The organism is Rhodococcus sp. NPDC019647 (assembly GCF_044389235.1).
Classification (GTDB): Bacteria; Actinomycetota; Actinomycetes; order Mycobacteriales; family Mycobacteriaceae; genus Rhodococcus_F; species Rhodococcus_F oxybenzonivorans.
Map to the genome: position 1 here is coordinate 536,128 of NZ_JBIRXS010000001.1, position 13,900 is coordinate 550,027.

At 65.3% G+C, this 13,900-nt stretch carries 10 protein-coding genes and 1 pseudogene; 10 read left to right on the forward strand and 1 reads right to left on the reverse strand.

What is annotated here, in order from left to right; translation table 11 throughout:
- Positions 1-222: 222 nt before the first annotated feature.
- From ACH49N_RS02700 to ACH49N_RS02745, 10 genes and pseudogenes are all read left to right on the forward strand, one after another.
- A pseudogene (locus ACH49N_RS02700) lies at positions 223-1,121 on the forward strand (alpha/beta fold hydrolase).
- Positions 1,122-1,431: 310 nt separating this feature from the next.
- Positions 1,432-1,659, forward strand: coding sequence for a hypothetical protein (locus ACH49N_RS02705; RefSeq protein ID WP_358270243.1), 228 nt, complete (start codon positions 1,432-1,434; stop codon positions 1,657-1,659).
- A gap of 156 nt (positions 1,660-1,815) precedes the next feature.
- The gene (locus ACH49N_RS02710) at positions 1,816-3,183 is read left to right on the forward strand and encodes an MFS transporter (protein ID WP_358270241.1); all 1,368 of its coding nucleotides are present in this window, start codon (positions 1,816-1,818) and stop codon (positions 3,181-3,183) included.
- A gap of 83 nt (positions 3,184-3,266) precedes the next feature.
- Positions 3,267-4,370, forward strand: a complete 1,104-nt coding sequence (locus ACH49N_RS02715) for a LuxR C-terminal-related transcriptional regulator (protein ID WP_358270239.1) — start codon at positions 3,267-3,269, stop codon at positions 4,368-4,370.
- Between the two features lie 144 nt (positions 4,371-4,514).
- Entirely contained in the window at positions 4,515-6,581 is a 2,067-nt protein-coding gene (locus tag ACH49N_RS02720; RefSeq protein WP_317764257.1) for a hydantoinase/oxoprolinase family protein, read from the forward strand.
- 10 nt (positions 6,582-6,591) lie between these two features.
- Entirely contained in the window at positions 6,592-8,511 is a 1,920-nt protein-coding gene (locus ACH49N_RS02725; protein ID WP_250763467.1) for a hydantoinase B/oxoprolinase family protein, read from the forward strand.
- A 13-nt stretch (positions 8,512-8,524) separates the two neighbouring features.
- Positions 8,525-8,785: a hypothetical protein gene (locus ACH49N_RS02730; RefSeq protein ID WP_358270236.1), complete on the forward strand. Its 261-nt coding sequence runs from the start codon at positions 8,525-8,527 to the stop codon at positions 8,783-8,785.
- A gap of 29 nt (positions 8,786-8,814) precedes the next feature.
- Complete coding sequence (locus ACH49N_RS02735) at positions 8,815-9,579, forward strand: SDR family oxidoreductase (RefSeq protein ID WP_358270235.1); 765 nt, start codon at positions 8,815-8,817, stop codon at positions 9,577-9,579.
- 104 nt (positions 9,580-9,683) lie between these two features.
- Positions 9,684-11,147, forward strand: coding sequence for an aldehyde dehydrogenase family protein (locus ACH49N_RS02740; protein ID WP_358270233.1), 1,464 nt, complete (start codon positions 9,684-9,686; stop codon positions 11,145-11,147).
- A gap of 48 nt (positions 11,148-11,195) precedes the next feature.
- Positions 11,196-12,623 (forward strand): MmgE/PrpD family protein, encoded by a 1,428-nt coding sequence (locus ACH49N_RS02745; protein ID WP_358270232.1) that lies wholly within the window; start codon positions 11,196-11,198, stop codon positions 12,621-12,623.
- Positions 12,624-12,843: 220 nt separating this feature from the next.
- Here ACH49N_RS02745 and ACH49N_RS02750 read toward each other — a convergent pair whose 3' ends face one another.
- Entirely contained in the window at positions 12,844-13,824 is a 981-nt protein-coding gene (locus tag ACH49N_RS02750) for an AraC family transcriptional regulator (protein ID WP_250763453.1), read from the reverse strand.
- Positions 13,825-13,900: the final 76 nt, after the last annotated feature.

Consider the following 13,900-nt stretch of genomic DNA (forward strand, 5'->3'; position numbering starts at 1 on the left):
CGCCGGGCGTGCTGGGCCTGGTCGCTCGTGGAAGCGGTGATCCGCGCTGGACGAGCGCCGGAACGCCTGGCACTCGCTACTCGATAGCGGCCTTTGCGTCCGGTGCGGCCGGGGTGCGCGGCGAAATCTACGTCGCAACGAATACGAGGTGAATCACTGTTCATCCCGTGGTGCACCGTGGTGGAGAATGCTCGACTCGAGCGATGTTGGTGCGGAAGCTCGATGGATACCGTAGTCACACAGCCCGAATTCCGCGGTGTCGGTGTCACCCTTGCCGCCGACCGTGGGATCCACCGGCACAGGGCGCCGGCGGATCAGGCGCCGACAGGAAAGGCTTGGTGCTGCTGCTACACGGCGGCGGGCAGACCCGGCATTCCTGGCGGAACACCGGGCGCAGCCTCGCGGCGGACGGGTGGTCCGCGATCGCGCTGGACGCACGCGGGCATGGAGACAGTGAGTGGGCGCCGGACGGGGACTACGGCATCGATGCGCTGGTCGCGGACTTGATGTCCATCATCGGCGAGCTGGGGGAGAAGCCGGTACTCGTCGGTGCCTCGATGGGCGGGATGACGTCGTTGATCGGGCAAGGGGAGAACCCGGAGCTCGCTCGCGGCCTGGTTCTGGTCGATATCGCGCCGAAGGTGGAAACGGCCGGCACCGCGGAAATCATGGACTTCATGCGCAGCGGCCTCGACGGTTTCGAGAGTCTCGACGACGCTGCAGCGGCGATCGCGGCGTATACCCCGAACCGTGTCCGCAAGCCCAACCCGCAAGGGTTGCGGAAGAACCTTCGCCTGCGTGATGGTCGCTGGTATTGGCATTGGGATCCGGCGTTCCTGCGCCAGGGTGACGAACCGACCCGGCTAGCGGATTCGATCGTGCGTTACGAACGCGCGCGGGAGGCAGCCGCGGCAATCACCGTTCCGACGATGCTCGTTCGTGGCAAGCAATCGAATGTGGTCAGCGAGGAAGGCGCTAAGGAACTGCTCGAACTGATCCCGACCGCCACACTGATCGACGTCGCGGGGGCCGGCCATATGGTTGCCGGCGACGACAACGATGTCTTCAGTGGGGGATTGAAGGAATCCCTCGACGGAGACGTTGCCGCAGCGCGTCACTAACGCGATCGAAGCCTTCGAACGAACCAAATGAGCCAGGCATCTTCGGCTCGACTCGTATCGAGCTGTACCTGCGCCCCACCTACGACACCGGCAGCGGGGCAGTCAAGGGGGATGAGGCGGGTTGGCGCTGGAACGAGTGGAAGGAGCGCCGCGGACGGCACGCACCGTAATCGAGGATGGGCGGATCGCTGTGCAATGTGGCCCCGTCCTGGAGGTGTGTATTCCACTTGGTCTTCACAAGGGTTCATTATTAGTGAACTCATGTGACCCATCGCGCCGCCCCGGAAAGACTGACGAGGGTGGCTGGTCGGTGAACGCCCCTGTGCCCGTCCGGGATGCCGAGTGCGTCCTCGGCCGTGTTCGATCGCCGCAGATCCTTGCCGATGTCGAGCGGGCGCGGGCGGCCGTGTATGACGTCGCCGAACTGCGGTCCGGCAGGCAGACGGTTGAGGTTCTCAATTCCCCTGCAGTCGAACAGCTCCCGTTCGACACAGCTGGGCGGAGCGATCGGAGCGAGACGGCGGCCCGATCGGAGTAACGGCACGTGTGCAGAGGGCACCCATGTCGTTTCGCACCGCAGGGGGAGTGGCGCACCTCTCATGAAACCACCCACAGTGATCCCCATCGCTTGATTTTAAAGATTATGCATAATAGATTCACGCGGCAGGTTGGCCACTGAGAGAGGACTTGACGCGTGGAGCAGAAACGCGAAATATCCGTTGGGCAGAAATCCCCGCAAAGGGTGAAGAAGGTCGGCGCGGCAGTCATCATCGGAACGTCGCTGGAGTGGTTCGACTTCTACCTCTACGCGTCGATGGCGGCGCTCGTCTTCGGGAAGGTATTTTTTCCGTCGGCGAATTCGTCGGCCAGCACCCTCGCGGCGTTTTCCACGTTCGCGGTCGGATTCCTGGCCCGGCCCTTCGGTGGCATCCTCTTCGGAATCCTGGGTGACCGCATCGGGCGCAAGGCGGTGCTGTCGATCAGCCTACTGATCATGGGAATCGCCTCCGGGCTCATCGGACTCGTGCCCTCGTATGCCGCGATCGGCGTAGCGGCACCGGCGCTGCTGATCATTCTGCGGATCCTGCAGGGCTTCGGCGCGAGTGCCGAGTTGGGCAGTGCGATCACGGTGGCCTACGAGCATGCCGACGAGAAGACCAGGGGCCGGTACGGCGCGTACCCGGTGATGGGCGCACAGATCGGCCTGCTCGCGGCGTCACTCGCTGTCGCCGCGGTCACCAGCCTCGACGACGAAGCGCTCTACACGTGGGGATGGCGCGTGCCGTTCATCGCGAGCTTCGCGATCGTAATCGTGGGCTATTGGATTCGCCGCGCGATGCCCGAGTCGGAGGAATTCGAGAAGGTGGCGACCGAGGCGCGGCAACGTAAGGGCTTCCAGGTTCTGCGTGACCTGGTGCGTGGTAACTGGCAGGGCCTTCTCGTGGTGGCGGCCGTGTACGGCGGGTACTCCGCGCTCTCGTACACCTTCAAGACGTTCTCGCTGTCCTACCTCACGGAGTTTCAGGGTGTGGCGAAGAATGTCGGCGCCCTCGGGGTGACGTTCGCGAGTATCGCGGCGATCATCGCGTGTCCGCTGATCGGGCGCCTGTCCGACCGTGTGGACACCCGCAAGGTCATGATCGGCGGCGCGATCGGGGTCGCGCTGATGGCCTTCCCTGCCTTCTGGCTGTTCGACACCGGCCGATCCCCGCTCATCTGGGGTGTCATGGTGGTCACGACCGGTGTCCTGGCACCGATGATCATGGTGGCGGCAAGCCCGTACATGGCGCGGCAATTCCCCACCGAGGTCCGCGCCTCGGGCATCGGCACCGGCCGGGAGGTCAGCGGCGCCGCAGCAGGGGGCTTGGCCCCGATCCTTGCGCTGACGATGGTGACCATGTCGTCCAGCCACGCGACGTGGGGAGTGTCGCTACTGATCATCGGGTGTGCGGTACTGGTAATCGGTGGCGGGCTGTCCGACCAATCCCGTCGGGTGACGCGTGACGCGACCGCATCGTCCGAGGCCCCGGAGGCCGCGGCGCTGGAACCGCAGCGTCGCTAGCCCGCGCCGCGGGTCGCGGGCAGTGACGTGGATCACGGGGATGCCTAGCATGGTGTAGGTCAGCGACTTCATGGGAGTGCAGTATGCGCAACACGTCGATCCGGCACGATGCCGTGGCGCTGCACGATGCGATCGCCGGCATCACCCACGACGTGAGTGTGCTGCTGGACCGCGACCTCAGCGGTCCGCACCCGGTCGGTGCACAGTCCCACGGTCAGGCGCTGGGCTGGCTGTGGGACCTCGTGACCGCCGAGATGACGCGTGCGATCGGCCGAAACGACCCGTCGTCCGATGTTCTGACATCCTTGATGGCGATTCTGGGTCGCATACGCGAGGCGGAGGCTGCGGTGGCGCAGCTGGGGCTGGCCGACCACGCGGAGATTTTGGCCAAGGTTCAGTCGGCGTTGGCACGGGTCGGCGACGCGCAGACGGTCGACGCGCTGCTGGCCCGCGCTCCCGAGGCGGTGTGCAGCCTCGGCTTCGATCGTGCGCTGTTGTCGACGGTGGACGGGTCGTGGCGGTTGCATTCGATGCACGTCGTCCGCGACCCTCGCTGGGCGGAGGAGATCGTGGCTGTGGGTAGGGAGGATCCGCCGGTTCTCGACCGCATGCTCGTCGAGAACGACACCGTGGTCGGTGCACGCGCCACGCTCGTCCACGAGGTGCAGGACAACCCACGCGTCAACCGCCCGCTGGCCGAGATAACCAAATCCTCGTCGTATGGCATTGCGCCGCTGATGGTCGACGGTGACGTCGTCGGACTGGTGCACGGCGACTGCTATCACCAGCAACGCAATCTGACCAGTGTCGATCAAGCGCTGTTGTCGACGTTCGCCGAAGGGATGAGCCAGAACCTGGCGAGAGTCAGTGTGCTGGAGGGTTTGTCGGCTTTGCGTACGCAGCTGGACGGCCTCGGGCGCTGGACCAAGGCGTCCGGCCCCGGGTTAGCGAAGTCCGTCGCGCTCGGTCGCGACGACGACTCCGTCCTCACCCGCCGTGAGGTGCAGATCGTGCGACTCATGGCGGATGGCGACTCCAACGGCAAGATCGCCCGCAGGTTGGTCATCTCCGAGGGGACCGTGAAGACCCACATCACCCGTATCCTGCGCAAACTCGGTGCATCCAACAGGGCCGAGGCTGTGTCGATCTGGCTGCGCAATTCCGACGTCACGCGCACTATCACCTGAGGCTGTCGCCGACCGAAGGTCGTACGAATCTACGACCTCGGGCAGATGTTCCCGCCACCTCCGTGCGGAAGAGTGACCTGTAACACAAGCGTGGCGCAAATGCACTGCGTATGTCACTGCAGCACACAGCACGGAGGCCAGAATATGACGCAGAGTGACGGGGTGGCCGACTGGATCGTCGGCATCGATGTCGGCGGCACTTTTACCGACATTATCGGGCTCAACCGCAGAACGGGAGAAACCCGAGACGGCAAGGTGCTCTCGACGCTCCAACAGGAGGAAGGCGTCCTGCAGAGTATCGCGGCGATAGGCGTCGAGATCCCGGATGTCGCCGAAATTGTGCATGGCCATACGGTGGGCATCAACGCCTTGCTCAGTCGCACCGGCGAGCGCACCGGTCTGATCGCGACACGCGGTCACCGCGATCTGCTCGACATCGGTCGCATGCACCGCGAATTCGGTGACCGCTTCTACGATCCCACTTGGCTTCGGCCGCACCAGGAACGGCCCATCGTGCAGCGTGAATCGCGTTTTGGCGTTCCCGAGCGCCTGCGGTACGACGGGTCGGAGTTGTTGCCGTTGGACGAGAATGCCGTTCGCGACGCTGCACGCTCCCTGGCGAGCCAGGGTGCGAAGTCGGTGGCGGTGTGTTTGATGAACTCGTACATCAACCCCTCCCACGAGCAGCGGGCGGCCGAGATCGTCGCAGAAGAGTTGCCGGACGCTTACATTCAAACTTCGGCGCTCTACCCGGTAACCAAGGAGCACGAGCGCACCACGACCGTCGCCCTCGACGCGTACGTGGGCCCGGCCGTCGTGGGCTACCTCGACCGTCTGATGAGCCAGCTGTCCGAGCGTAATTACGCTGGGACGCTGTGGATCATGATGATGAACGGCGGGGTCGCGACGTTCGCCGACGCGGGGCGTGCCCCGGTGTTCCAGCTGGTCTCCGGCCCGGTCGGCGGCGTGAGCGGCAGCGTCAAGCTTGCGAATGAGAGCGGTTCGCCGAACCTGCTCACCATCGACGTCGGTGGCACGAGCACGGACGTGGCAGCGATCGTGCACGGCAAGACGCCGCTCACCGATCTGTGGACGCTGGAAACCGGTCTCACCCTGACCATGCCGTTGGTCGACGTGGAGAGCGTCGGCTCGGGTGCCGGTAGCCTGATCCGGCCCAGCACGCTCGGCAATGTGGCGGTCGGTCCGGCTTCGGCCGGATCGAATCCCGGTCCGGTGTGTTACCGGCGCGGTGGCGTCGAGCCCACGCTCACCGATGCGTGCGCGGCTCTCGGGGTCCTCCAGCCGGACCTGTTCGCCAACGGTTCCATTCAGCTCGACGTCGACGCGTCGCTCGAAGCGCTTCGGAAGACCGGGGAGCAGTTCGGCATGTCGGCCCTCGAGCTCGCCTCGGCGGCCTACGAGGTCGCGTGTGAGGACATCGCCGCGAAGGTCCGCACGATCTCGGTCTACCGGGGACTCGATGTCCGCGAATTCGCCCTGCAGCCCTCGGGGTCGGCCGGCCCGATGCTCGCCGACCGCGTCGGGCAGATCCTGGGCCTGGACAAGGTGATCGTGCCTCGCAACCCCGGCCAGTTCTCGGCCATGGGGCTGCTCCGCAGCGACCTGATGGTCACCCGGGCACAGTCGATCATGAGCCCGCTCGCACCGTCGAGCGCCGAGGCGATCGAGGCCGCCTTCGTCGGGCTGCAGGACCGCATCCGCGGCGAACTCGACAGCCAGGGCGCCGACGTGGGTCGAATCCTCTTCGAGCGGGCCGTATTCGCGATGTATCGAGGCCAGACGTGGGACAACCGCATGCCCATCCACTCCGGCGCACTCACTGCCGACAGTGTGACCGATCTGGTGCCGCAGTTCCACGACTTCTACCGGGAGTCATACGGTTTCGCGGCGACGGAGATCCCCGTCGTGATCTCGACGGTGGAGGTGACGGCGATCATCCCGCGCGAGCAGCACAAGACCGACCTCACCCCCGACGACGGGGAGGCGTTCCTCCGCACGACGGAGCTCACCTTGCCGGGCACGACCGAGCAGGTCGAGGTGTCCATCTACGTTCGGGAGCGCCTCCAGCCCTTCGAGCGGGTGCAGGGCCCCGCCCTCGTCGCCGAGAAGTTCGCGACAACCCTCGTCCTTCCGGGCCGGACGGCCTATGTGGACGGCGACCTGAATCTCATCATCGAGCCCCAGAGCTGAGGAGCAGACCATGACGATCATCACCCCTGACACCGGCCCCTCGGTCGACGTCGAACTCGACATCCTCCGTTACGGCCTCACCGAGGTCGCCCGGGAGATGCTCGACTCCCTGATGCGCAGCGCCTTCTCCCCGGTCTGTCGCGACATCCTGGACTGCACCAGCGCCATTCACATGCGCACCGACGACGGCTGGGAAACCGTCGCGCTGTGGGAGGGCTGTATGCAGCACGCCTTCACCGCTCCGCACATCGCGAACTTCGTGATGGACGAGTGGGACATCGACAGCATGCAGCCCGGTGACGTCATCTTCGTCAACGACCCGTGGCGCGGCACCATCCACCAGTCCGACGTCAACCTGCTCCGGCCCGTCTTCGTCGATGGCCGTGTGGAGTTCCTGTTGCACTCGACGTCCCACCTCGTCGATCTCGGTGGTGCGATCCCGGGCGGCTTCTCCAACGGCACCCAGACGCACTTCGAGGAGCAGCTGAAGCTGCCGCCGACGTTGCTGTACGCCAACGACGTTCCGGTTCGGCCGCTGTTCAACTTCATCCTCGAGAACAACCGGGTGCCGCAGCTCGTGCTCGGCGACCTGCGGGCCCTGCACGGCTGCCTGGTGGTCGGCGAGCGCCAGCTGCAGGATCTGATCGCCCGTGGTGGCCTGGAGAAGGTGCGTGCGGCCGGCCGCTACGCCATCGAGGCCACCGAGGCGAGCATGCGGCGCGGCATCGCGAGCATCCCGGACGGCGACTACACCGCCGAGGACTTCCTCGACGAGGACGGTGTCACCGACGAACCGATCCCGGTCAACGTGACGGTCAAGGTCCGCGGAGATTCCATGGAGATCGACTTCTCCGGTTCGGGTCGGCAGCCCCTCGGCAACTGTGGCACCGCCTGGTGCGAGGCCTCGCGCTGCATCGAGGCGGTCAAGCTGATGGTCGATCCGTCGACACCGGTCAACAGTGGCACGCTGCGCCCGATCGAGACTCTGCTGCCGTCCGGGAGCGTGGTGCAGGTTCTGCCGCCGTCGAGTTGCTCCAACCACGCCGATATCGGCGCGCGGGGGATCAATGTAGTCACCCAGGCCCTGAGCCAGGCGATGGACGAGGCATTTGCTTGTGACACAGGCACTGCCGTCGTCGTCAGCCTCGGCGGTGTCGACACTCGCCCGGGCCACGAAGGCACGCCGTGGGGTGCATTCGCGCTCGCCGGTGGCGGTTGGGGCGGCACGTGGAAAGACGACGGTGTCTCCTTCTGCGTGATTCCGATCGGCAACTGCCGGACGTCGGTGCAGGAACACGTCGAGATCGAGAGCCCCCTGGTCATCGTCCAACATGAAATGGTGATCGACACCGCCGGAGCCGGAGAATTCCGCGGCGGTCTCGGCTCGGTCTACTCGATCTTCGCCGAGTCCGACACGATGGTCACCATCACCGCCGACCGCGTCCGCTGCGGCGCCCCCGGCTCGAACGGAGGTGGCGCCGGCTCGCCGGCATACGGCTGGTACATCGAGAACTTCGACCTCGCCGAGCACGGTGACCCACTCGACCTGCGTGGGGCCGAGCCGCTGTTCGGCATGTTCGACGATCACGGTCGGCCGGACCCGAACAAGGGTGAGTTCGGGCGCGGCGCACGCTACCAGACCGGCAAGTTCTCCGGGCTGGTCCTGAAAGCCGGCGATGCGCTCCGCTTCGTCATCGGTGGCGGCGGCGGCTGGGGCGACCCCCTGGCCCGTATCCCGGAAAAGGTTCTGCAGGACGTCCGTAGCGGACTTGTCAGCCCCGAGTTCGCGGCCGACGCCCACGGTGTCGTGATCGCGAACGGTGACGTCGACGAGGCCGCCACATCGGCACGACGAGCGCAGCTGGCCGCCGACCGCGACCAGGGGCGCTGGAGCGTGCCGGTGGCCACCCCCCGCAACTGGAATCTCTGAGAAAGGCATCCCCATGGCAGTCGACCGTCTCCTGTTTCCCCGTCCCGAGACCGACCGGGTCTACGTCGAACGCACCACCGTCGACGGTGAATGTGCGTCTTGCGGCGCAACGAGTCTCGCTCGCTATCCCGTCGCCAACCACCTCGGGCCCCGCATGGTCGTGAAGTGCCAAGAGTGCTTTCACCATGTGTCGGTGACCCGTCCCGCGCCCGAGGACAACTGGCCCGCATGGCGTTCGCCGGCCCGCGACTGGCCGGCATCACGCGTCGGATAGGTACCAACACATCGGAAGAAGGACGGAAATTGTCAGGACTACTCGACGGAAAAGTAGTACTCGTTACCGGCGCGGCGGGAGGCATCGGGCGCGCGACGTCCCTGTTGGCCGCAAAGGAAGGCGCCCGGGTCGCGGTGACCGATGTGTCCGAGGAAGGCGTCGCGGCGACGGCAGACCTCGTGCGCGCGGCGGGCGGTGAGGCGATCGCGCTTCCCGCCGACCTCACGGTCGGATCGTCGGTGAATGCAGTGGTCGCCGCGGCCTTCGACCACTTCGGCAGACTGGACGGAGCGTTCAACAATGCGGGAGTGAGCGGCGGGCAGATCGGTCAGGGTGGTCGATCCGTCGCGGATTGGGACGAGGAGGCGTTTGACCGGGCCATCGCAGTGAACCTCAAGGGCGTGTGGCTTTGTATGCGCGCTGAGTTGAAGCAGATGGTGACACAGGGCGGGGGCGTCATCGTGAATACCGCATCGCTCGCAGGTCTCACCGGATTCAAAACCACGGCCGGGTATGCGGCGGCCAAACACGGCGTCGTCGGCCTGACCAAGACTGCGGCAATCGAATACGCACCAACCATCCGGATCAACGCGGTGTGCCCGGGTTACACCGACACCGATCTGATGAAGGATGCCAAGCGCCGCAGCGGATCCACCATCATGTCCCGGATTCCCTTCGGCGCACTCGCTCAACCCGACGATATCGCCGAGATGGCGTGCTGGCTCCTCTCCGATCGCGCCGGCTATGCGACCGGCGGCTCGTTCGTCGTCGATGGCGGATACATGGCGGGATAACGCCGCAAGGTTTCAAAGAACATAATATATTGAGGACTGAGTCCCTGTCCGGCCGTGAGCCGGGGAGTGTGCTGTCCACGATCGAGAGGTAGAGGTTCACTGTCATGACCGCACCGATTGCCGAGGCCGAGTGCCACATCGACGGGCGCCCGATCGCGGGTGAGGGGGAGGCCATTCGGTCGATCAACCCGACGACCGGTCGGGAACTGGCCGTCACACCGGCAGCGAGCCCGGCGCAGGTCGCCGCAGCGGTGTCCGCTGCCAGGCGGGCGTTCGACGACGGCGAGTGGAGCCGCCTCGGGCCGGGTGAGCGTAGTGCCGTGCTACACCGGCTGGCGGATCTGCTCGAGCGGGACCGGGAGAAGATTGTCGATCTCGCCGCCACCGAGATCGGCACACCGATCAGCAGCGCCGCCGCCTTGCACGTCGATCTGCCGGTCAGGTTCTTCCGATGGTTCGCCGACGCGGCGGCAAGGGGGCCCAGGGACGGATACGAGCAGCCCCTTCCGCTGCATCACGACCCGGTGGTCTCGAGCAGCATGCTGGTGCGGGACCCGGCCGGTGTGGTGGCCGCGGTCGTCGCCTACAACGTCCCGGTCATGATGTGCGCGTACAAGCTCGGCCCCGCACTGGCGTCGGGATGCTCGACCGTGCTGGTGACCTCGCCGCGGGCGGTGTTGCTGACGGCCGCGATCATGCGGCTGATCGAGGAGGCGGGATTCCCTCCGGGTGCGGTCAACCTGGTCTTCGGTCCGCCGAGTGTTACCGCGCAAGTGGTCAGCGCGCCAGAGGTCGACCTGGTGACGTTCACTGGTTCGGCCGCGGTCGGCAGCAGGATTCTCACCTTGGCTGCCCCGACGCTGAAAAAGGTCGTCCTCGAGCTCGGCGGCAAATCACCCAACATCGTGCTGCCCGGCACCGACATCGAGAAGGCGGTACCCGCCTCCGCGCTGCGTTTCACCCGAAACAGCGGCCAAGCCTGTGGGGCGACGACACGAACCCTGGTGCCTCAGGCTGATTTCGACGAGTACGTCGAGAGATCGGGCAAGTTCCTCAGTGGCCTCACGGTCGGCGACCCCCATCACCCTGACACCGTCCTGGGACCGCTGATCACCGGTGAACATCGTGGAAATGTGGAGGGCTTTCTGGCGCGCGCCCGCGAGGAGGGCGCCGAGGTTCCCGTCGGTGGGGGCCGGCCGCCCGGCCTCGATGACGGCTTCTTCCTCGAACCGACTCTGGTGACCGGTATCTCGAACGACGCGGAGATCGCGCAGGAGGAACTCTTCGCGCCCGTCGGGGTGGTGATGCCCTATACCGACCTGGACGAAGCCGTCCGCATGGCCAACGGTGTCAAGTACGCCCTCAACGCCAACGTGTGGGGCCCCACCCCCGACGCACTCGCGTTCGCTCGTCGTCTTCGGTCGGGCACCGTCACCATCAATGGCGGGGGCGGAATGCGCGGGGACGCCCCGTGGGGCGGACCCGGACACAGCGGCATCGGTCGCGAAGGTGGCGAAGAGGGATTTCGTGAGTTCTTCGAGGTCAAGCACATTCAGTGGCCTGTGTAACCGAACCAACGTCACGATCACCATCACAGCAACAAGAGGAAGAATCTGATGCCAACAATTGTCGAAGATCTCGCGGATTTCGCTGCCGGCGCCGAAGCACGGTCACTCCCGGGTGACGTGGTTGCCGAGTCCAAGCGGATTCTGCTGGACACCCTCGGCTGCGCGGTGGCGTCGCTCGGCGACGCGGGCGCGCGCAGGGGCATCGAGTACGGCCAGTTTCTCGGCGGGTCTGGTGGCCCGGCGTCGATTATCGGAACCGGTGTGAAGACGTCGGTACCCGGTGCGGCGTTCGCCAACGCCGAATTGGTCAACGCACTCGACCAGGACGCGGTCCTGCCGCCCGGTCACGTGACCCCCTACGTGGTGCCCGGCGCGTTGGCGACGGCAGAAGCTCTGCACTCCTCGGGCGAACGCCTGCTCACCGCGATCGCAGTGGCGCACGAAATGTCGTACCGCATCGGCAAGGCCACTGATTATCTACGCGACATCAAAGATGGTGTGGTCACCATCCCGAAGGTCATCGGCTACAGCAGCACGCTGTTCGGTGCGGCGGCCGCGATCGGCGTGGTCAAGGGGTTCGGCAACGACATGCTTGCCGATGCGCTCGGGATCATGGGCTCGACGATGCCGACCAACACCCAGCGGGCATGGATGATGCACGCGCCGTCGACGACGATCAAGTACCAGCTCGCCGGGGGTATGGCCCTGTCGGCGGTCACGGCCGCACAGCTGGCCGAGTTCGGCCACACCGGTGACCGCCAGATGCTCGACGACCGCGAGTACGGCTTCCCCCGATTCATCGGGACTTCACGCTGGGAGCCGGCGCCGATCACCGCGGGTTTGGGGACGGAGTGGACCTTCACCCCGTTCCAGTCGTTCAAGCCGTATCCGCACTGCCGGGTGATGCACGCGCTGTTCGATGCCCTCACCGCGATCATCGAGGTCAACGACATCAAGCCCGACGAGATCGAGGCCATCAACGCCTGGGGTGAGAGCTTCGTGATGCAGCCGGTGTGGGTCAACGAGACCATCCGCAATCCGCGTGATGCGCAGTTCAGCATGACTCACGGCCTTGCCCTCGCCGCACACCGGATTCCCCCCGGCAAGGACTGGCAGACCCCGGAAGCGGTCCTCGACCCGTCCGTCCTGGAGCTCACCAAGAAGACAACATTCCAGGAACACCCCGACTACACCGCGGCACTGGCGAGCAACCCGGCTGCACGCCGATCGCGCATCGAGGTCCACGCACGCGGCACCCGGTTCTCCGGCGAACGCGGCTACCCCAAGGGCAGTCCTTCCCCCGACCCGCTCACGTACATGACCGACGACGAACTGATCGCCAAGTTCCGCCACAACATCGATGGAGTCGTGAGCGACGCGGACGCGGACGCCGTCATCGAGGCCGTGTACGACCTCGAGAACGTCGACGACATCTCGACGATCCTGAACCGATTGCAGCCCAACTCCGCTGACTGATCGGATCGAAACACTGCGCTGCTCTTGCCGGAGAGTTCGACGGCAAGAGCAGCGCAGTGCTGTGTAGGCACTCGCTACAGTCCTTTCCCGGGCTACCTCTGCCAGCCGCTCCATTTCTCTTGCAGCGCCGAGTCCCCCGCGGAGTCAATGCTTCCCATACGCCGTCTTGTTCGACGAAATGGTTGGTGTAGTAACAGCATCCGGTGCGGCGTTCTTCGTTCTATCTCATCGAACGGTTCAGTGTCTCGGAGGGTAATTCGCCGAACTTCTCGCGGTACTGTCGGGCGAACCTACCGAGGTGGAAAAAGCCCCACCGTGCGGCAGAAGCGCTGACCGATTCCGACCGACCCGCCGCCAAATCGCTGCGGACTCGATCGAGCCGTACCGAACGAACGTACTCACTGGGCGGCATTCCGACGGCCTGCTGAAATCCGAGCTGCAAAGCCCGCGCGGTCACGCCTGCCTTGGCGGCAAGGTCGGCGGTCGTCATTGCCTCGTCGGGGTGTGCGTCGATGAAGTCGATCAGGTTGCGCACCGTTGGCGACCCAGCACGCGGTGACGGCCCGACGAGGGCTTCTGTCAGCTGGTTCGGAACGGTGAGCAGCAGTTGGGTCATAAGCGAGGACTCGAAATCGTGACGTGCGAGAGGCATCGTGGCTATGCCGTCCTCACGTGCGAGTTCTCGGTAGAGGAATTTCACGGCGGCAAGCAGCGACCGACCTGTTCCAGCGGCCGTATCGAAGGTCAAGTCGAAGCGAACTTCCTGCTTCTCCGGTCGGCCGAGCAACGTACCCGCATGGGTCTCCAGAGTGTCGATGGGCAACTTCAGGTGATACTGCGTTGCGTCCGCGCTCCAGTTGATCATCACGGGTGAATCGGGTACGAAGACCACGCCGTCTTGCCTCGCATCCAAGTTCCTCCGAACGCCCCGCTGCTCGACGACACTGCTGCCCTCTATCAAGAAGTTGACGTGATAGCAGGACTGCATCGGGGGACCGTTGAGAATGGCCGCCGCCCCGTAGGACATGCGACCGAGCGTCAGGCGTCCCGACGAAATCGTGTCGAGACGAAAGTCGACTGGCTGCCGATCGTCCAAAGCCAACTCGTGGTTCGCGAAGGTCGTGGCTACGTGTCTGTGGGCAACGTCGGGATCACCGGTTCGAAACTTCCGGAGGCTCGACGCCGCTGCTACCTGTAGCAAGACCCTTCCCTTCCTCTGGTGACCCGTATCACATTTTGTGAATATATTATGCCTTACCGACGGAATGCGCCACCTT

Bases quoted from the DNA above. Each gene is read 5' to 3' on its own strand.
- ACH49N_RS02715 (WP_358270239.1), top strand. From the start codon at position 3,267: ATGCGCAACACGTCGATCCGGCACGATGCCGTGGCGCTGCACGATGCG.
- ACH49N_RS02720 (WP_317764257.1), top strand. From the start codon at position 4,515: ATGACGCAGAGTGACGGGGTGGCCGACTGGATCGTCGGCATCGATGTC.
- ACH49N_RS02725 (WP_250763467.1), top strand. From the start codon at position 6,592: ATGACGATCATCACCCCTGACACCGGCCCCTCGGTCGACGTCGAACTC.
- ACH49N_RS02730 (WP_358270236.1), top strand. From the start codon at position 8,525: ATGGCAGTCGACCGTCTCCTGTTTCCCCGTCCCGAGACCGACCGGGTC.
- ACH49N_RS02740 (WP_358270233.1), top strand. From the start codon at position 9,684: ATGACCGCACCGATTGCCGAGGCCGAGTGCCACATCGACGGGCGCCCG.
- ACH49N_RS02745 (WP_358270232.1), top strand. From the start codon at position 11,196: ATGCCAACAATTGTCGAAGATCTCGCGGATTTCGCTGCCGGCGCCGAA.